Raw genomic sequence first — 18050 nt, 5'->3', positions numbered from 1 at the left:
GCCGGGCCTCGCACGCTGCAATTCATGAGGAAGACTGAAGCATGAAAATCGATCGCATGCGGGTATTCGTCACCCGCGACAAGGACCGCCCCCGTGTCATCGTCGCTCTCGATACCGATGACGGTTTGACCGGCTGGGGTGAATGTTACAATCACGGCCCCGATCTCGCCCTGCCGCCGGTGCTGGATTACCTCTACGGATTCCTCGCCGGTCAGGATCCGACAAGGGTGGAGTATCTCTATAATCTCCTGCTCCAGCAGAACCGCTTTCCGCCTGGAGCGCTCGGTCTGTCGGCGATCTCGGCGCTCGATCATTGCCTCTGGGACCTAGCGGCCAAGGCGGCGGGCGTGCCGGTCTACAAGCTGCTGGGCGGCGAAGTGCGCGACCGTATCAAGGTCTATGCCGGTGTCTACACCGCTCCGGATGCGCCGGCGGCAAAGGAGGAATTCGACCGTCTCAACGAGGATTGGGGCTTCACGGCCTTCAAGCTCAGCCCGTGGCGCCTCGATATCCACGCCCATCGCTGGGGCGAGGTGGTGCGCAGTTCCGCCGAGTATTTCCGTTCGCTTCGCGAAACGGTGCGGCCGGACTACGACATCGCCTTTGACGCCCATGCCAAGATTTTCGAGCCAGCGGCCGCCCGCCAGCTTGGCAATGCGCTTGCCCCTTACGATCCGCTTTTCTTCGAAGAGCCTTTGCGCCCGGAAAACATCGAGATGTGGGGAGACCTGAAACAGGGGCTGAACTGCACGCTGGCAACCGGTGAAAGCCTTTATAATCGCAATGAGTTCCTGCGTCTTCTTCAGGTAAAGGGTGCGGATATCATCCAGCCCGATATCTGCGTCGTCGGCGGCATTTCGGAGATGCGCCGCATCGCCACGCTCGCGGAAGCCCACTTCGTCAGCATCGCGCCGCATAACCCGATGGGACCGCTCGCCACCGCCGTCAACGTGCATTTTTCCGCTGCCCAGCAGAATTTCCGGATTCTCGAATACCGGCTGCCGAAAGGGCAATGCTACGTCTATGGCGGCACCGATCTCGAAAAACGCGAGGACGAAACCCGCTATGTCGTCGACCCCTATCTGCCGAAGGACGGATATCTGGAGCTGAGGCCCGACCGCCCGGGCTGGGGTGTCGAGATGGATGAAAAAGCCATGCAGGAAGATGGCTATGTTCATTGGCAAAGACGGGTGCCGAAACGGCCTGACGGCTCCTATGCCTTCGCCTGAAATGGTTACGGTTGCCTGCGGGCGGCTCTATGCCCGCCTGCGCCCTGCTTGGGGTGGTAGGATGACCCATCTGTGGCACGCGGACTACGGTGATATTCTGGTGCCGACAACGGAGCAGGATTTCGAGCCGTTCAACTGGCCGAGGGCCGGCGCATACCCGCTGTTTCCCTATCACAACCGGCTCTATCGCGGGTCCTTCGTCCATACGGGTATCCGCCATGACCTGCTGCCGCATCCGGCGCTTGCGCCTGACGCCATGCATGGCCCGGCTCACCGCCGGCCGTGGGAGATTTCGGACCTGTCGTCGGATCGGGTCGCATTGGCACTGGACTACGAGGCTGACGGAGAGTGGCCGTTTTCCTTCCGCGCCGAGCAGTCTTTCCTGCTGGAAGACGACAGCATGACCGTGGAATTGTCGATAACAAATCGCGCTAATGTGCCTGCGCCGGTGTCGCTGGGCTGGCATCCCTATCTGGCGGCCGGGCTCGGTTGCGATGCGCGGACGGACGCCAAACTGCAATATCCGCTGGACGCGCAGAACGTGCCAACCGGCCAGCCGCCGGCACCTCGCCCGAAACCCGCCATTCCCGCCGCAGCGGGATACACATTGCATTTCACCGATTGGTCAAGCGCACAGGTCGACTTCGACAGGTTTTCACTACGGCTCGAAGCCGATGCGGTTTTCGGCCATCTCGCCGTACACCGCATGGAACGTTATCTCTGTCTTGAGCCCGTTTCCATGGCCGCCGGAGCGCTTGGCCTGCCTCAGGCGCAGCGGGAAGGGCAGGGTCTGATGACCGTCGGCCCCGGCGAGCGCCTGTCGGGGCGCATCAGGCTCTCCATCGATCTTCAGGAGGGGCGGGTGCGTCTATAGCGCCCAATCGCCCAGCGCCCGCCGTTCACCTTCAAAAACGCCACATGCCCATATTTTGAGCGTCAGTTATTGCCGCTTAAAAATAAGCTTGACGACGGCGAAAATTTCTCACCAAATGAACCAATGTAAGATTGGTTCGGTAAATGGTGCGACGTGACGGTGAACCCCAACGACAACTCCAACTACGCGCTTGCGAAGTTGCGGGAGTACGTTCAGACGCAGGATCTTGCGAAAGACCGTCGCCTGCCCACGGAGCGGGCCTTCGCGGAAACCTTCAATGTCGGCCGTCGTGCGGTTCGTCGCGCCCTTGAGGTTCTGGAAGCCGAAGGCCTCATATGGCGGCGGCAGGGGGCCGGAACCTTTGTGGGTGAAAAACCGGATGATTGGTCCGCCCAGGTCACGGAACTGGTCGCCGGGACGGATTTCATGGAAATCATGGAAGTGCGCCTGCGCATCGAGCCGCAGCTGGCGCAGCTCGCGGCCATGCGCGCCAAGCCGGACGAGGTGGAGCGCATGCGCGCCCTTGTCGAAAAAACCGGCCAGAGCACGGATGCCGATGCCAAGGAATTATGGGATGGCTCGCTCCATCGCCAGATTGCCCAGAGCGCTGGCAACAAGCTTTTCCTGTCCATCTTCGATGTCATCAACCGCGTACGTCAGGATGATGCCTGGCAGTCGATACGGGAGCTTGCCCGGCGCAGCGGCGCAAACGGCAGGGCGTCTTTCGAACAGCATATGGCCATTGTCGACGCCATCGCCGACCGTGATCCCGCCAGAGCCGGTGAAGCCATGCGTCAGCATCTTCTCATGCATCAGGAAAGGCTGATCCGCGCCACGTCTCTCGGCTTCCTGGAGGAAGGCGTCGGGAAGGGCAATGCGGCCGAAGCTGTTAGTTCTATGACTGAGGCCTCTTGAGGCCACGGATGAAAACTGTCGTCCCTTACGGGCGGCCAATGACAAAAAGTCAAAATAACCTGACCAGAGGAACGAACATGAAGAAAATCCAGACATTGACTGTGGCGCTGTTGGCAAGCGTATTTCTGGCCTCGCCGGCGCTATCGTCCGAATTGCGCATCGGCCTCAATGACGATGCCGATGTGCTCGACCCCGCGCAATCGCGCACCTTTGTCGGCCGCATCGTTTACACCGCCATGTGCGACAAGCTGGTTGATATCTCGCAGGACATGAAGATCGTGCCGCAGCTTGCCACCGAATGGGCCTGGTCCGAAGGCGGCAAGGTTCTGACCATGAAAATCCGCGATGGCGTCAAGTTCCACGATGGCGAAACACTTGATGCGGCGGCGGTTGTCGCCACCATCGAGCGCAACATGACGCTGCCGGAATCTCGCCGCAAGAGCGAGTTGTCGTCTGTCGAGAAAGTCGAGGCGACCGGGCCGCTGGAAGTCAAATTCACCCTGAAGACGCCCGACGTTACCCTGCTGGCACAGCTTTCCGACCGCGCCGGCATGATCGTCGCACCGAAAGCGGCGAAGGAATTGGGCGCTAATTTCGGTTCCAAGCCAGTCTGCGCCGGACCGTTCAAATTTGTCGAGCGCATCCAGCAGGATCGCATCGTACTCGAAAAATTTGCTGACTATTGGGACAAGGACAAAATCCTCGTCGACAAGGTCGTGTATCTGCCGATCCCCGATACGACCGTGAAGCTTGCGAACCTTCGTGCCGGCGATCTCGATATCGCCGAGCGCATTTCGGCTTCCGATGCGGAATCCGTCAAGAATGATCCCAAATTGAACTATGCCGATGTCATCGGACCGGGCTACATGGCCATGTATGTCAACATCAACAATGGGGCACGCGCTGACAATCCGCTCGGCAAGGACAAGCGTCTGCGTCAGGCCTTTTCCTACGCGATCGATCGCGAAGCGATCGGCCAGATTGTTTTTGAAGGCACCTCCAAGGCCGGCAATCAGGCATATCCGCCCACAAGCCCCTGGTTCAACCAGAACCTGCCGGTTCCGCCGCGTGATATCGACAAGGCCAAGCAGTTGATGAAGGAGGCGGGTTACGAGACCCTGGATGTTGAGCTTCAGCATGCCAACAACACCACGCAGACGCAGATGATGCAGGTCATCCAGTCCATGGTGGCGGAGGCCGGCTTCAACGTCACTCTGAAGGCCACGGAATTTGCCACGCTTCTTTCCGAACAGACTGCCGGCAATTATCAGCTCAGCCGCTCCGACTGGTCGGGACGTATCGATCCCGATGGCAACCTGCACCAGTTCGTCACCTGCAAGGGCGGCATTAACGATGTGAAATATTGCAATGCTGAAGTGGACAAGCTGCTGAACGAGGCCCGCGCTTCGACCGACGACGCAGTCCGCAAGGAAAAATACGACGCCGCAAGCGTCATCCTCAACGATGACATGCCGATCATCTATCTCGGCCACCAGCCTTATGCCTATGCCATCTCCAAAAAGGTCAAGGGCTGGGCGCCTTCGCCTGACGGCATGATCCGTCTTCTCGGCGTTTCCAAGGACTGATCCCTTCGCATAGGCCGCACGGCTTGCCGTGCGGCCGCCAAGACCGGACCAAAACGGGGGCAATGCCATGCCTGTTTATATCGGCAAGCGACTGCTGGTCGCGATCCCGACGCTTCTGATCATTTCCATTTTCGTTTTTTCCCTGCAGAAACTCCTGCCGGGCGATCCCATCCTGGCGATGGCTGGCGAAGAGCGCGACCCCGCCACGATTGAATTCCTGCGGGAAAAATATCGCCTCAACGACCCCGTGCCGATGCAATATCTCAACTGGCTCGGCGGCGTGGTGACGGGTGATTTCGGCATTTCGCTACGCGGGAACCAGCCGGTTCTGGAACTGATTGGCCAGAAGCTGCCGGTGACCATTCAGCTGGCTGTCATGGCGATGTTCTTTGCGATGATCATCGGCATTCCCATCGGCATTCTGGCCGCCGTCAAGAAGAATACGTGGATTGACTACACGGCCAATATCGTGGCGCTTTCCGGCCTGTCCATCCCGAATTTCTGGCTCGGCATCATGCTCATTCTGCTGGTGTCGGTGAAACTCGGCTGGCTGCCGGCATCGGGTTACGAATCGATCTTCGTAGACCCTGTCCGCTCCATCGAAACCATGATCATGCCCGCCTTCGTGCTGGGCAATGCACTGGCGGCGACGCTGATGCGCCATACACGTTCGGCGATGGTGGCGGTGTTGAGCTCCGATTACATCCGCACCGCCCGCGCCAAGGGGCTTTCCCCGCGCGAAATCATCCTGTCTCACAGTTTCCGCAACGCGCTTCTGCCCGTTATCACGCTCTTGGCGCTGCTCTTCGGCGAACTGCTGGCCGGTGCGGTTCTGACGGAGCAAATTTTCACGATCCCGGGCTTTGGCAAGATGACCGTGGATGCGGTCTTCACCCGTGATTATGCCGTCGTGCAGGGCATCGTGCTTTGCACCGCCGTCGGTTTCATCCTCATGAACCTGCTGGCCGACATTGCCTATGTCCTGCTCAACCCCCGCCTCAGGGCGACAATCTAAGGCCCTGATATCATGACCGTTCTGGATCAAAACCTTTCGATACCGGCGACACGGCAGGAAAGCCGCGCCTGGAAAAAGATGAAGCGCAACAAGTCGGCGCTCGCCGGCTTGATCATCGTCGTGTTTTTCGCCGTGCTGGCGATTGCCGCGCCGATACTGCCGATTGCCGACCCCGTCGCGACCAGCTGGTCGGCCATCCGCAAGGCGCCGTCGGCGGCCCATTGGCTCGGCACGGATGATCTCGGCCGCGATATTCTCTCGCGCATGATCTATGGCGCCCGCGCTTCGCTGATGGCCGGCGTCGTCTCCGTCATGATCGCCGTGGTGATCGGCGTCCCCTTCGGATTGATCTCCGGTTATTTTGGCGGCTGGGTGGATATGGTTATCTCCCGCATTACCGAAGCGCTGCTGGCCATGCCGTTCCTGATCATGGCGATTGCGCTTGCCGCCTTCCTCGGCCCGAGCCTTACCAATGCGATGATCGCCATCGGCCTTTCCGCCATGCCGATCTTCGTGCGGCTGACGCGCGGGCAGGTGCTGGCCGTCAAGATGGAGGATTATGTCGAGGGTGCAAGGTCTATCGGCCTCAACCACATCGACATCATGACCCGCTACATCCTGCCGAATGTCTTTGCCCCGATCATCGTGCAGGCGACGCTGACGGTGGCGACCGCGATCATCGCGGAGGCGAGCCTTTCCTTCCTCGGCCTTGGCCAGCAGGCGCCCGCACCTTCCTGGGGTTCAATGCTGAACACCGCCAAGAACTTCTTGAGCCAGGCGCCATGGATGACGATGTGGCCCGGCATTGCCATCTTCCTCGTCGTCATCGGTTTCAATCTTCTGGGCGATGGCCTGCGCGATGCGCTCGATCCGCGCGAAGCATGATTTTTTACAAGGAATATCGGAATGACTGATTTCACCACACGCCCTGAAATCCTTGGCACCTTCGGCGTCGTCACCTCAACCCACTGGATCGCCTCGGCGGTTGGCATGGCAATCCTCGAGAAGGGCGGCAATGCCTTCGACGCCGCCGTCGCCACCGGCTTCGTGCTGCAGATCGTCGAGCCGCATCTGTGCGGTCCGGGCGGTGATATGCCCGCCGTGTTTTATTCGAAGCAGAAGGACAAGGTGGAGGTCATCTGCGCCCAGGGCCCGGCTCCGAGCGGTGCGACGATTGAACATTATACTTCGGAAGGTCTGAAACTCATCCCGGGCGACGGGCTGCTCGCCACCGTCATTCCCGGCGCCTTCGATGGCTGGATGCTGATGCTGCGCGACTATGGCACGATGACCGTTCGTGAGGTGCTGGAACCGGCCATCTATTATGCCGAACAAGGGCATCCGACGCTGCCGCGTGTCTCTGCCACCATCAAGGGGCTAGCCGATTTCTTCGAAAAGGAATGGCCGACTTCCTACGAAACATGGCTGCCGGGCGGGGCCGCACCGGAGCCCCACGCCAATTTTCGTAATCCTGTTCTGGCGGCGACCTATCAGCGGATCATCACTGAAGCTGAAGCGCGTTCTGGCCGCGAAAACCAGATCGAGGCGGCGCGCGATGCCTTCTACCGGGGTTTCGTTGCGGAAGCCATCGACAGTTACGTCAGCACTTCAGAGGTGATGGATGCCAGCGGCACAAGGCACAAGGGTGTGCTGACCGCGCAGGATATGGCCGGGTGGAGCGCTACCGTGGAAGCGCCGCAGACGCTCGATTATCACGACTGGACGATTGCCAAGACGCCAGCCTGGGGGCAGGGTCCGGTTCTGCTGCAATCGCTTGCGCTGCTGAAGGGCTTCGACATTGCGGCCATGGACCCGTCCGGTCCCGATTTCATCCACACCATCGTCGAAGCCATGAAGCTCGCCTTTGCTGACCGCGAAGTCTATTACGGCGATCCGGAATTCGGGCAGATTCCGACGGAATATCTCCTGTCGGAAGGCTATAATGCCGGACGTCGCGCGCTGATTGGCAGCGAGGCCTCGCTGGAGCTGCGCCCAGGCATCGTGCCGGGTTACGAAAAGCAGGTGGACGCGACAATGGCGATGCTGGCGGAAATGAGCGGCAAGGGCACCGTCTACGAGCCGACCATGTCGCATCTGACCGAAAAGCGCGGTGACACCGTGCATATCGATGTCATCGACCGCTGGGGCAACATGGTTTCCACCACGCCATCGGGCGGCTGGCTGCAGTCATCCCCCATAGTGCCCGGCCTCGGTTTCGCGCTCAATTCCCGCGCCCAGATGTTCTGGCTGAAGGAAGGCCTGCCGACCTCGCTTGCGCCGGGTAAACGCCCGCGCACCACATTGACGCCCTCGCTTGCGCTGCATCAGGGCCGGCCTTCCATGGTCTTCGGTACGCCGGGTGGCGACCAGCAGGACCAGTGGCAGCTGCCCTTCTTCCTGCGTTATGCCCACCACGGCAAGAACCTGCAGGCGTCGATCGACATGCCCTTGTTCCATACCTCGCATTTTCCGGGTTCGTTTTATCCGCGCACCAGTTCACCGGGTGAAATCATGGTGGAGGGCACAGTGGGCGAGGCAACGCTCGCCGAGCTTCGCCGTCGTGGCCACCGGGTTACCGTTGCCGATGCCTGGTCGGTGGGGCGGCTCACCGCGGCGCGCCGCGATGCGGACGGCCTGCTGCGCGCCGCCGCAACACCGCGGTTGATGCAGGCCTATGCGGTAGGACGGTGAAACCATGGAGACAAAACCAGTCCTCTCCGTCCGCAACCTCACCACCTCCTTCCTTGTCGATGGCGCATGGAAGAGTGTCGTGCGTGATGTCTCCTTTGATGTCGCGCCCGGTGAAACCGTCGCCATTGTCGGGGAATCCGGTTCCGGCAAATCCGTGACGTCGCTGTCGCTGATGCGCCTGCTTGCCCCGGCCTCCAGCCGGATAGAAGGCGAGGTGCTCCTTAACGGCCGCGATCTGCTTTCGCTTTCCGAAAAGGAAATGCGCGGTGTACGCGGCAACGATATCTCGATGATCTTTCAGGAGCCGATGACGTCGCTCAATCCGATCTTCACCATCGGCCGTCAGATTTCGGAAGTTCTCATTCGCCATAAGGGGCTTTCGAAACACGAGGCGCGGGCCGAGACGGTGCGGCTTCTGGAAAAGGTCCGAATTCCCAACGCGGCGGGCCGTTTCGACGAATATCCGCACCAGTTTTCAGGCGGCATGCGCCAGCGCGTGATGATCGCCATGGCGCTCGCCTCACGACCGAAACTGCTGATCGCCGACGAGCCGACGACGGCGCTCGACGTGACCATCCAGGGCCAGATCCTCGACCTGATAAAACTGCTGCAGGAAGATGAGGGCATGTCGGTGCTCTTCATCACGCATGACATGGGCGTCGTGGCCGAAATCGCCGACCGGACGATCGTGATGTATCGCGGCGACGAGGTCGAGACCGGGCCGACCGAGGAGATATTCAAACGCGGCAAGCATCCCTATACACGGGCGCTGCTTTCGGCGGTGCCGAAGCTCGGCTCGATGCGTGACCGGCAATGGCCGACGCGTTTTCCCGTGCTCGACATGAAGACCGGTCTTTCGGCCGAGCCTCAGGAGGTGGCGGAGACCGTTGCGAGCGGTCAGACGCCGGTCCTGTCGGTGAAGAACCTCGTGACGCGTTTTCCCATCCGGTCCGGCCTGCTGGCGCGCCAGACGGGTGCGGTTCACGCCGTTGAAAACGTCTCCTTCGATCTCTTTCAGGGTGAAACGTTGTCGCTTGTGGGCGAATCCGGCTGCGGCAAATCCACCACCGGCCGCTCGATCATGCGGCTTGTGGAGCCGTCGTCCGGCGATGTGTCACTCGATGGTTATGATGTGATGCGTCTCGATACGGTCGGGCTCCGCAACATGCGCAAATCCGTGCAGATGATCTTTCAGGACCCGTTCTCCTCGCTCAATCCGCGCATGACGGTGGGTACGGCAATTTCCGAACCCTTCATCAAGCATAAATTGGGCACCGCGAAACAGGCGAAGGAAAAGACCGCCGATCTTCTCGAAAAGGTCGGGCTTTCAGCCGACATGGCCAATCGCTACCCCCATGAATTTTCGGGCGGCCAGCGCCAGCGCATCGCCATTGCCCGTGCGCTCGCCCTCGATCCGAAGGTTATCGTCGCCGACGAAAGTGTGTCGGCGCTCGATGTCTCGATCAAGGCGCAGGTGTGCAACCTGCTGCTCGACCTGCAACAGAGCCTCAACCTCGCCTTTCTGTTCATCTCGCATGACATGGCAGTGGTGGAGCGTGTCAGCCATCGTGTCGCGGTGATGTATTTGGGGGAGATCGTCGAGATAGGCCCGCGGGCCGCTGTTTTTGACAATCCGCAGCATCCCTACACAAAAAAGCTAATGGCGGCTGTGCCAGTGCCCGATCCGTCGAGGCGGGGGATAAGGCGTGGCATATCCAATGACGAGCTGAAGAGCCCGATACGGGCTATGGGATATGAAACACCTGCGCGAAACTACAGGACGGTATCGCCCGGCCATCTGGTGCAGGTGGCCTGAGGCGGGTGCTGCGGTATCAATGATTCGAAGAAGAAGCTTTTATGCCGGGTTCTTGAGCGGAACGCCTCGCAGGTGCTCCATCAAGTAAGCATGGGTCGCGGGATTGGCGACGATCAGCGTGCCCGTCTTTTCGTAGAATTCCGGACCGCGACCCCACCAGTCGGTCACGATTCCGCCCGCCTCCTGCACCAGCAGGATGCCGGCTGCGGTGTCGACGAAACCGGTTTCCTCATAATAACCGGTCAGCCGGCCGCAGGCCACGTAAGCGCATGAATTGGCGGCGCTACCGACCACACGGACCGCGCCGATGGGGGCGCGGATTGCGTCGAGGCGCTGATAGGCGCCGGTATAAAGCTGGAGATTGGGCGTCGGCAGGCCGGTGCCGACGCACATCAAGGCAACATCCGTGCTGGCATTGACCTGCAGGCGCTCGCCGTTGAGATAGGCGCCGTCGCCCTTGATCGTCGTAAACATTTCGTCGGAGACGGGATTGTAGACCAGTCCGCATATGGTCTCGTTGCCGCGCCTGAGCGCGATGGTGATCGTGTAATGTTGGCCGAAGAGGAAATTGGTGGTGCCGTCGATTGGATCGACCAGCCAGCGATGATCCTGATCGGCTCCTTCCACAGGCGCAAATTCCTCGCCGGTTAGTCCCCAGGGATATTGGCCGAGCAGACGCTTTCGGATCAGCGTCTCGGAATCCCTGTCGGCGTCGGAAACGAAGTCTCCCGGCCCCTTGACGCCAATCTCGATGTCGCGAAAGCGCCGGAAATGGTCGAGCGTCAGTGCGCCGGCTTCGCGGGCGGTGGCGACCATGTGCTCGAGGATGGCGCTGTAATTGACTGTCATTTTCTGAAAACCTCTGCGAGCCCTTCCGGGTCATCGGTGGTGATCTGGTCCACCTTCAGCCTCAAGAGCCGCTCGACTGCATCAGTGGATTGCGGCGTGACGCTGTTGATCGTCCAAACATCCACACGGCGGCCCGCGGCATGGATCGGGGCGATGATATCGACACCAGCATCCGCAGCTGCAAGCACGATCTCGTACGCGAGGTAGATCATGTCCGCATCGGGTGCTGTGGCAAGGGCGTCTTCGATGAAGCCCAGATAGTTTCCGCTTGCCTTCAACTCTGCAAGGGTGCCGCGATGGCAGGGGTCATAGCCAGTGCGAAGGCCGGGGGCCGAGCGAGCCAGCGCGGTAATAGCGTCGAAATCGCCGCCTGACAGGATCACCGACTTTGCGATGGGTGAAACGCTTATCCCGAAGCCGGCGACTACCTGTGGGGCAAGCGCCTGCCGGTTTTCCTTGAAATCGAGCTGTAGCAGGGCGTCGGGATGAACGGTGTCGTCCGCAAGCAGGGCGCAAAGGTCTTCGAGCAACATCACTTTCGAAGCGATTGGCTGGCCGTCATTATCGCGCAGGTGAAGCTGTCGCAGGGTTGCGGCGGATGTATCTCGTACCCGGCCGGTGCCAGTGGTTTCCCGCTCCAGCGTCCGGTCATGCAAAACGGCGCAACCGTGATCGGCATGAATGACGAGATCGACTTCGATGCTTGCACCGAGCCGCATCGCTTCGATGATGCGCTCCCCCGTAAAGACCGGATCGGAAGCACGGCGGCGGCCGCGGTGCCATTTGAGCCAGGTTTTGTGGCCGTTGCGGTCGATGACTATCGGATGGGTCATGTCAGCTCCGGTAGATCGGGCGGTTGTCGCGATAGGCCGTGATGGAACGGGGCGAAATCCGTACCCCCTGTCCCGCCCGGAACATATCCGGATGGGAGACCATGGATTTGATCCTGGTACCATCGGTCAGATCAAGGTCGACAAGGCCATGGGTGCCATAATCCGTCACCCGGTGCACACTCCCCTCCGGTGTTTCGGAGGTCGCCAGATCGATGGCTTCCGGGCGAACGGCGAGAATGGTCGGGCCATCAGAGACGGGAAGCGGAAAGGTGAAGCCAGCGCGCATGAAGTTCCCACCTGAAACCATGCCCTCAATCAGGTTCATGGTGCCGATGAAGCCGGCGACGAACGGGGTCTTCGGCTCCCGGTAGATCACATTCGGCCGGTCGATCTGTTCGGTCTTGCCATTCGCCATCACGACGATGCGGTCTGCCATGGAAAGCGCTTCATCCTGGCCGTGGGTAACAAACAGCGTGGTGATGCCGAGACGCTGCTGTATATCCCGAACCTCTTCCCGCAGCCTTTCGCGCAGATGCTGGTCGAGACTGGCGAAGGGCTCGTCGAGAAGCAGGATTTTCGGCTCCAGAACCAGCGAGCGGGCAAGCGCCACACGCTGCTGCTGGCCGCCCGAAAGCTGGCTCGTGGCTCGCTCGCCATAACCGGAGAGACCGACGAGTTCGAGCACGGCCTCCACTTTCTCCCTGATCACGGCAGCCGGCATGCGGCGCAGTTTGAGGCCGAAAGCAAGGTTTTTGAACACATTCATGTGGCTCCAGAGCGCGTGGCTCTGGAATACCATGCCGGTCGGCCGCCGCTCCGGAGGCAGGCGGGTGACGTCTTCGCCATCTATGGTGATTTGCCCGCCTGTCGGTTGCTCGAACCCGCCAACCATGCGCAGCAGCGTCGATTTTCCCGAACCGGAGGGGCCGAGAAGGCAGACGAGTTCGCCATCAGCGACATCGAGCGAGAAACTGTCGACTGCCTTGGTGCCACCGGAAAAGCTTTTCGTGACCTGGCGAATGTGGAGTACGGACATGTAGATTTCCTAACCGCCGAAACCGCGGGCAAATGCGCCGCCTCCGATGACGCGGCGGGCGAACATGAGGGCGATGAAGGATGGCACCCAGAGCAGGACGGACAGAACTGCACCATACTGGATGACCATCTGGTTGTTGATGTAGCTGATCATCAAGACCGGCATCGTGCGAATGCCGGGCGCCCCGATCAGCCATGCACCTTCGGTCTCATAAAAAGTACCAACGAAGCTCAGCATAACGGCGGCGGCAATAGTCGGTCCCGCCTGTGGCAGGGTAATTGACCAGAAGACCCTGAGCGGGCTGGCGCCGACATCCCGGGCGGCTTCTTCCATGCGCCGATCGACGGCCTGGAAGGCCGCCACGGGAATCCAGATCATGAACATCAGCGTGCCGACCAGCTGGATGAGAACGACGCCCCAGAAGGTACCGATGAGGTTGAGCTGCAGGAAAATGGCGGCAATTGCCACCAGAAGCCCGAATTTCGGAAAGGCGTGGCCGGCGAGGAAGGAGAAGAACAGGAGGTTGCGGCCGGGAAAGCTCATACGCGCGAAGGCGTATGCGGCAGGAAGGCAGATCACCGCCGAAAGCAGCGTCACAACCGTCGTCAGCCGCAGGCTCAGCATCAAAGCGTTCCACACGTCAGCGCGGCCAAGTGTCTGGCCCCAGAACCGGAAACCGAACTGTTGTGGGATGACATTGGGGAAACGCCAGACCTCGGTGAATGCCCATGTGCCCACAACAAGCAGCGGCCCGACGATGGCGATGGTGAGAAGCGTAGCAAAAAAAATGCCTGGCCAGTCCATGCGGGCTCGAGCCCGCGTCATCGTCGTCATGTCATTTCCCCTGGTTGCGCGCGACCGAACGCACATAAAACAGGCCGAAAGCAATGCAGAAACCGAAAGCGATGACGGCCTGTGTCATGGCGCCGATGGGATCCTGCACTTCGCGCAGCGTGCGCTGCATGAAAGGGCCAAGCATTTCGGGAGAGGCCGGTCCGAGAAGATATGGAAGGGTGAAGGAGGAAAAAATGCCGAGCACCGAAAAGGAAAGCGCCACGAGAATGGAATTGGTAATGCGTGGCAGGATGATGTGACAGAAAACCTGCAGCGCGTTTGCGCCGACATCCCGCGCCGCCTCTACCGACTGGTTGGCAACGCTTCCCAGCCCCGCGAGCAGGATAAGCACGGTCAGCGGAATATTGTCCCAGACAAGACCGATGACGGGTCCCCAGGGCGTGAGATAGGGCGTGCGGATTTTCGGCAGGTCGACGGCGTTGAGCAATATGTCAACCATGCCGTTCGGACCGAGAACGCGGATGAAGGCGAAGGCGAGGATGATGGAGGGCACGAACATCGGGAATATGGCCAGCGCCTGCACGTAGGCCGAGAGGCGGCCCTGCGAAAAGCGCAGGTAAAGCGCGATAGGCAGGCAGATGACCAGCAGGAGGATCGCGCAGACCATCGTCGTCCACAATGTCACGGCAAGATTGTCGAGACTGTAGCGGTCCGAGAAGAAAAAGGCGTAGCTGGAAAGGTCGAAACGCGTTTCACCATTGGCGTCGATGCGCCAGACAGTGCGGCCGATGGCGTTGATCGCTGGCCATATAACGAGCCAGATCATCAGGAATACGGGTATGGCAACGAGCAGGAGGCCGCTTGGCCTCCTGCCTGACGTATTGTCCATGAGCGTGCGAGCCGCTCCTTCTGCGACTTCGGTCACGACTTGCGGTCAACGTTGGGAGCGACGTTGCGATACCAGCCATCATTGATGGCGGTTTCCCATTTGCCGGCCGGGAAGGTTGGAATAGTCTGGGGGATGATGTCGGCGAAACGCTTGCGCAGTTCTGCCGGCACAAAGTCCCAGGAAACGCCAGGAAAGCCGCCAAGTTCGGTGAGGATTGCCCCCTGGATTTCTTCCGACAGCACGAAATTCGCGAGCTTCAGGGCGGCATCGCGATTGGCGCCGTTCGCCAGTACGACGGCACGCGAAAAATTGCCGCACAGCGCGAGATCCTGAAGCTGCACCAGACCGGTTTCCTTCGGCAGAACGCCCTGGTCGATGGCCTGAAGCACCTGGTCGGACCAGACCGGGGTCATGGTGACGACGCCCTGGGAAAGAAGCTGCAACGACTGGGTGTTGCCGGACGAGTAGGCGCCCTTGTCGTAAAGCGACGGTGCGATGTCCTTAAGCAGTTCCCATGCCTTGCCGAGCGCCTTGTCGCCTGCTTCCGGCGTGTAATTGTCGACAGTGAATGCCTTGGGGTCAAGGCCGTTCGCCTGATGGATGGCGCGACGAACGAAATTGCCGCCCGAACCGCCTTTGTCGGGGCGGTTGTAAACGAATTGACCCGGATTGGCCTTGATCCAGCTGACGAGCTGATCCCATGTCTTCGGCGCATCCGCCGGCTTCAGCTTGCTCGTGTCATAGGCGAGCAGGACCTGGCTGCCGCGATAGGGCAGGCTGTACTCGCTCTGGATAGCGAGCGGGTTGACACGCGAATAGTTGGAAAGGCCGGCCTTCGCCATGTTCACATAGATACCGGCTTCGATGGCGCCGGCAGGCAGCAGTGGATCGGCCGTTTCGAAATAATCGGCCTGCGGATCGGTACCGGTCTGCTTCGCGGCAACGGCGCGCTCGCCGATGGCGATAATGCCGGCGCCGTCGCCGGCGTCGACCAGATTGAGCTTCAGGCCAGGATTGGCGGCTTCAAAGGCGGGCTTGATCGTGTTGGACCAGAAATCGAGGATGTTTGTATCCGAACTGGTGTACCAGTCGATCGTGCCCGCAGCGGCGAAGCTCATGCGCGGTGCAAGGGCGAGACCGGCGGCGGCGCCTGCGGCGGACATCATAAAGGTGCGGCGTTTCATCTATGTCTCCGATATTGTCGGCGCGAGTGGAACTGTCGAGCGCTGCCCGAGGGGCTGGTAGGCGAAGGCCAGTCGTTGCACAGCCGTGCATTTTTGGACCAGCCGGCGGCGGTTCTAATGTCTTTCCATAACGCTTTCGTGACAGTCCGCCCGCGACGCCTCGGAGCCGCGCGCTCGTATCGCGCCTATTCGCGACGGAGCATAAAGAAAAACCCCGCCGAAGCGGGGTTTCCGTTACCAGGTCTGGCGACCATACCAGTCGTCAATGTCTTTTCGGGTGCGGTCCTTCTCGTAACCGTAGCGCTCCTGAATCTTGCCTTCCAGCTGTTCGCGCTTGCCGTTGATGACGTCAAGGTCGTCGTCGGTGAGTTTGCCCCACTGCTCCTTGACCTTGCCCTTCATCTGCTTCCAGTTGCCTTCAACACGATTCCAATCCATTGGATCCTCCCACTGTTTTTGGTCTGCACCTGTAAATGTGCGAAGGCAGATCGGGTTCCGGCAAAATGTGAACATCGCACCCGGGCTTGAAACATTGGGCGAAGATAAAGCGCGGCACAGAATTCCTTTCCGTGTGCGTTTCTACATGACGGAACAATCGCTGCCCTCGATTGTTAGCTTCACTGGAAAGCCACGGTCCTTACCGGGCTTTGCTTTCGTGTCGAGCCGCAGGGTTCAGCGTGTCATGAACAAGTTCTTCACTCGCTTTGCGAGCCGTATCGCATCTTTCTCAGGTTCGCCCAGCGCCTTTGTCGTGGCGCTCGCCACCGTCCTCATCTGGGGCATCAGCGGACCCCTGTTTGACTTTTCGGAGGTCTGGCAACTCGTCATCAACACCGGCACGACGATCGTCACCTTCCTGATGATTTTTCTCGTACAGAATTCCCAGAACAGGGATTCCGCCGCGATGGAGGCGAAACTGGACGAGTTGCTGCGGGCCGTAGAGCAGGCGCGCGCCGACTTCATCGGCATCGAGCATCTGACGGAGGACGAGATCGAGGAGATCCGGACCCGTCTCGAAAAAGAAAACGGGCGGGAAAGCAACAAGCCGCCGCCCCATCACGCCATGGATCGTCTGCTTTCCCGGCGTTAGTCACCGGCCCTGATCGATGGCCGATAATTGTTCACAACACTTTCCAAATCCTGGAAAGACCGTATGGCAGAAGGAGTTACCATGCCACTCACCGTTCTTGCTCTGAACGCGACGCTCAAACCGTCGGCCACGTCCGAACCATCCTCCACCGAGAAGCTGCTGGACCTCATATTACGGGAATTCGCCCGCCAGGATATCAAGGCCGAGACGATCAGGCTCGCCGATCACGATATCAAGCCGGGCGTCAGTTCAGACGAGGGCGACGGCGATGCCTGGCCGGCCATTCGGGAAAAAATACTGAAGGCCGATATCCTGCTCATGGGAACACCGATCTGGCTTGGCCAACCTTCGAGCGTTTGCAAGAGAGCGCTGGAGCGCATGGATGCATTCCTGGAGGAAACCGATGATGAGGGTCGGATGGTTTCTTATGGCCGGGTTGCGGCTGTCGCGGTTGTCGGAAATGAAGACGGCGCCCATCATGTCTCGGCGGAGCTCTTTCAGGCGCTGAATGACGTCGGTTTCACCATCCCTGCCAATGCGGTTGCCTATTGGGTCGGGGAAGCGATGGGGTCGACGAATTTCGTCGATCTGGAGAAGACGCCCGATGCCGTCAAAACCATGGTCAGCATGCTGGTGCGCAATACCGCGCACCTGGCGGCTCTTCTCAGGAATTCCCCGTATCCCGGCAGCGATCAGTAGTGCGGGTCTTGTTCCGGCTGGTGAACAGGCACCGCCTCGGTCGCCGCGCGGAGGCGACGGTTCAAGCGGCACCCCCCCCTCATTATTTTTTGGAACTCTCCGCCTCCCGCTTTGTTCGGAAGGCGCCTTTCCCGGGCCGGAAAGGCACCGTTTCCGACGGGAAGTATGGCTGATGGTGAAAAGGGAGGAAGACCCAAATGAAGAAGACTTTTTTCATGGCGTTGTTTGTTGGAGCCGGGGCTGTATCGGCCTTTGCCCAGCAGGCTACGACAGCCAATCCCGGTGGTGATACGCCGGCGGTTGTGACGCCGGACACGAAAAATCCGACGGCTCCGGTGGAAGGCGCCAACAGCTTCACGGAGGCGCAGGCGAAGAAGCGGATGGAGGAGTCCGGTTACACCGGGATCACAGGCCTCACCAAGAATGACAAGGGCGTGTGGATGGCATCGGGAATGAAAGACGGAAAAACCGTGGCCATAGCACTCGATTACCAGGGCAACGTCGTCGCCAGGTGAGGGCAGGACTTAAGCGCACGGACTTTTGGGAGAA

The 18050-nt window shown here is 60.1% G+C and carries 18 protein-coding genes; 11 read left to right on the top strand and 7 right to left on the bottom strand.

All coding sequences use genetic code 11. The features are described 5' to 3' along the window. Positions 1-41 precede the first annotated feature (41 nt). The 8 genes from WA845_RS16835 (at position 42) to WA845_RS16800 (ending at position 10126) form a co-directional block, all read left to right on the top strand. Entirely contained in the window at positions 42-1229 is a 1188-nt protein-coding gene (locus WA845_RS16835; RefSeq protein WP_022563876.1) for a galactarate dehydratase, read from the top strand. Beyond that, a complete protein-coding gene (locus tag WA845_RS16830) occupies positions 1216-2103 on the top strand; it encodes an aldose 1-epimerase (protein WP_112552826.1) in 888 nt (295 codons plus the stop codon). The genes WA845_RS16835 and WA845_RS16830 overlap by 14 nt, the downstream gene beginning before the upstream one ends. A 153-nt stretch (positions 2104-2256) precedes the next feature. Beyond that, positions 2257-3018, top strand: a complete 762-nt coding sequence (locus WA845_RS16825) for a FadR/GntR family transcriptional regulator (RefSeq protein WP_034497871.1) — start codon at positions 2257-2259, stop codon at positions 3016-3018. A gap of 77 nt (positions 3019-3095) precedes the next feature. Beyond that, entirely contained in the window at positions 3096-4604 is a 1509-nt protein-coding gene (locus tag WA845_RS16820) for an ABC transporter substrate-binding protein (protein ID WP_034497869.1), read from the top strand. 67 nt (positions 4605-4671) lie between these two features. Continuing rightward, the gene (locus tag WA845_RS16815) at positions 4672-5619 is read left to right on the top strand and encodes an ABC transporter permease (protein WP_337322462.1); all 948 of its coding nucleotides are present in this window, start codon (positions 4672-4674) and stop codon (positions 5617-5619) included. Between the two features lie 12 nt (positions 5620-5631). Beyond that, positions 5632-6504: an ABC transporter permease gene (locus WA845_RS16810; protein WP_162699385.1), complete on the top strand. Its 873-nt coding sequence runs from the start codon at positions 5632-5634 to the stop codon at positions 6502-6504. Positions 6505-6525: 21 nt separating this feature from the next. Beyond that, complete coding sequence (locus tag WA845_RS16805) at positions 6526-8310, top strand: gamma-glutamyltransferase family protein (protein WP_112552828.1); 1785 nt, start codon at positions 6526-6528, stop codon at positions 8308-8310. A gap of 4 nt (positions 8311-8314) precedes the next feature. Continuing rightward, on the top strand, positions 8315-10126 hold the full coding sequence (locus WA845_RS16800; protein WP_337322461.1) for an ABC transporter ATP-binding protein: 1812 nt from the start codon (positions 8315-8317) through the stop codon (positions 10124-10126). Between the two features lie 39 nt (positions 10127-10165). Here the strand turns inward: WA845_RS16800 and WA845_RS16795 are convergent, their stop codons facing one another. The 7 genes from WA845_RS16795 to WA845_RS16765 form a co-directional block, all read right to left on the bottom strand. After that, positions 10166-10975 carry an inositol monophosphatase family protein gene (locus tag WA845_RS16795; RefSeq protein ID WP_034497857.1) on the bottom strand — a complete coding sequence of 270 codons (810 nt, stop codon included), beginning with the start codon at positions 10973-10975 and terminating at the stop codon, positions 10166-10168. After that, positions 10972-11808 carry a glycerophosphodiester phosphodiesterase gene (locus tag WA845_RS16790; RefSeq protein ID WP_174150438.1) on the bottom strand — a complete coding sequence of 279 codons (837 nt, stop codon included), beginning with the start codon at positions 11806-11808 and terminating at the stop codon, positions 10972-10974. The genes WA845_RS16795 and WA845_RS16790 overlap by 4 nt, the downstream gene beginning before the upstream one ends. 1 nt (position 11809) lies before the next feature. Further along, positions 11810-12844, bottom strand: a complete 1035-nt coding sequence (locus WA845_RS16785; RefSeq protein WP_034497853.1) for an ABC transporter ATP-binding protein — start codon at positions 12842-12844, stop codon at positions 11810-11812. A 9-nt stretch (positions 12845-12853) separates the two neighbouring features. Further along, the gene (locus WA845_RS16780) at positions 12854-13678 is read right to left on the bottom strand and encodes an ABC transporter permease (RefSeq protein ID WP_004444541.1); all 825 of its coding nucleotides are present in this window, start codon (positions 13676-13678) and stop codon (positions 12854-12856) included. Position 13679: 1 nt separating this feature from the next. After that, the gene (locus tag WA845_RS16775) at positions 13680-14528 is read right to left on the bottom strand and encodes an ABC transporter permease (RefSeq protein ID WP_004444540.1); all 849 of its coding nucleotides are present in this window, start codon (positions 14526-14528) and stop codon (positions 13680-13682) included. A 32-nt stretch (positions 14529-14560) separates the two neighbouring features. Further along, on the bottom strand, positions 14561-15712 hold the full coding sequence (locus tag WA845_RS16770) for an extracellular solute-binding protein (RefSeq protein WP_034497849.1): 1152 nt from the start codon (positions 15710-15712) through the stop codon (positions 14561-14563). A 234-nt stretch (positions 15713-15946) separates the two neighbouring features. Next, a complete protein-coding gene (locus tag WA845_RS16765; RefSeq protein WP_004444538.1) occupies positions 15947-16150 on the bottom strand; it encodes a CsbD family protein in 204 nt (67 codons plus the stop codon). Between the two features lie 244 nt (positions 16151-16394). On the opposite strand from WA845_RS16765, the gene WA845_RS16760 reads away from it, so the two are divergent. The 3 genes from WA845_RS16760 to WA845_RS16750 all read left to right on the top strand — a co-directional run bounded on the left by WA845_RS16760 (position 16395) and on the right by WA845_RS16750 (position 18016). Beyond that, positions 16395-16802 (top strand): low affinity iron permease family protein, encoded by a 408-nt coding sequence (locus WA845_RS16760; RefSeq protein ID WP_034497847.1) that lies wholly within the window; start codon positions 16395-16397, stop codon positions 16800-16802. Positions 16803-16883: 81 nt separating this feature from the next. Next, a complete protein-coding gene (locus tag WA845_RS16755) occupies positions 16884-17501 on the top strand; it encodes a flavodoxin family protein (RefSeq protein WP_112552934.1) in 618 nt (205 codons plus the stop codon). Positions 17502-17698: 197 nt separating this feature from the next. Then, a complete protein-coding gene (locus WA845_RS16750; RefSeq protein ID WP_112552834.1) occupies positions 17699-18016 on the top strand; it encodes a PepSY domain-containing protein in 318 nt (105 codons plus the stop codon). The last annotated feature ends 34 nt before the right edge of the window (positions 18017-18050 follow it).

It is taken from the genome of Agrobacterium sp. CMT1 (assembly GCF_037203725.1).
GTDB lineage: Bacteria > Pseudomonadota > Alphaproteobacteria > Rhizobiales > Rhizobiaceae > Agrobacterium > Agrobacterium pusense.
Note: the sequence above shows the minus strand (reverse complement) of the source record. Positions and strands in the feature narration are given on the sequence as shown.

Bases quoted from the DNA above. Each gene is read 5' to 3' on its own strand.
- WA845_RS16835 (WP_022563876.1), top strand. From the start codon at position 42: ATGAAAATCGATCGCATGCGGGTATTCGTCACCCGCGACAAGGACCGC.
- WA845_RS16830 (WP_112552826.1), top strand. From the start codon at position 1,216: ATGCCTTCGCCTGAAATGGTTACGGTTGCCTGCGGGCGGCTCTATGCC.
- WA845_RS16820 (WP_034497869.1), top strand. From the start codon at position 3,096: ATGAAGAAAATCCAGACATTGACTGTGGCGCTGTTGGCAAGCGTATTT.
- WA845_RS16815 (WP_337322462.1), top strand. From the start codon at position 4,672: ATGCCTGTTTATATCGGCAAGCGACTGCTGGTCGCGATCCCGACGCTT.
- WA845_RS16810 (WP_162699385.1), top strand. From the start codon at position 5,632: ATGACCGTTCTGGATCAAAACCTTTCGATACCGGCGACACGGCAGGAA.
- WA845_RS16805 (WP_112552828.1), top strand. From the start codon at position 6,526: ATGACTGATTTCACCACACGCCCTGAAATCCTTGGCACCTTCGGCGTC.
- WA845_RS16800 (WP_337322461.1), top strand. From the start codon at position 8,315: ATGGAGACAAAACCAGTCCTCTCCGTCCGCAACCTCACCACCTCCTTC.
- WA845_RS16795 (WP_034497857.1), bottom strand. From the start codon at position 10,975: ATGACAGTCAATTACAGCGCCATCCTCGAGCACATGGTCGCCACCGCC.
- WA845_RS16790 (WP_174150438.1), bottom strand. From the start codon at position 11,808: ATGACCCATCCGATAGTCATCGACCGCAACGGCCACAAAACCTGGCTC.
- WA845_RS16785 (WP_034497853.1), bottom strand. From the start codon at position 12,844: ATGTCCGTACTCCACATTCGCCAGGTCACGAAAAGCTTTTCCGGTGGC.
- WA845_RS16780 (WP_004444541.1), bottom strand. From the start codon at position 13,678: ATGACGACGATGACGCGGGCTCGAGCCCGCATGGACTGGCCAGGCATT.
- WA845_RS16775 (WP_004444540.1), bottom strand. From the start codon at position 14,528: ATGGACAATACGTCAGGCAGGAGGCCAAGCGGCCTCCTGCTCGTTGCC.
- WA845_RS16770 (WP_034497849.1), bottom strand. From the start codon at position 15,712: ATGAAACGCCGCACCTTTATGATGTCCGCCGCAGGCGCCGCCGCCGGT.
- WA845_RS16765 (WP_004444538.1), bottom strand. From the start codon at position 16,150: ATGGATTGGAATCGTGTTGAAGGCAACTGGAAGCAGATGAAGGGCAAG.
- WA845_RS16760 (WP_034497847.1), top strand. From the start codon at position 16,395: ATGAACAAGTTCTTCACTCGCTTTGCGAGCCGTATCGCATCTTTCTCA.
- WA845_RS16755 (WP_112552934.1), top strand. From the start codon at position 16,884: ATGCCACTCACCGTTCTTGCTCTGAACGCGACGCTCAAACCGTCGGCC.
- WA845_RS16750 (WP_112552834.1), top strand. From the start codon at position 17,699: ATGAAGAAGACTTTTTTCATGGCGTTGTTTGTTGGAGCCGGGGCTGTA.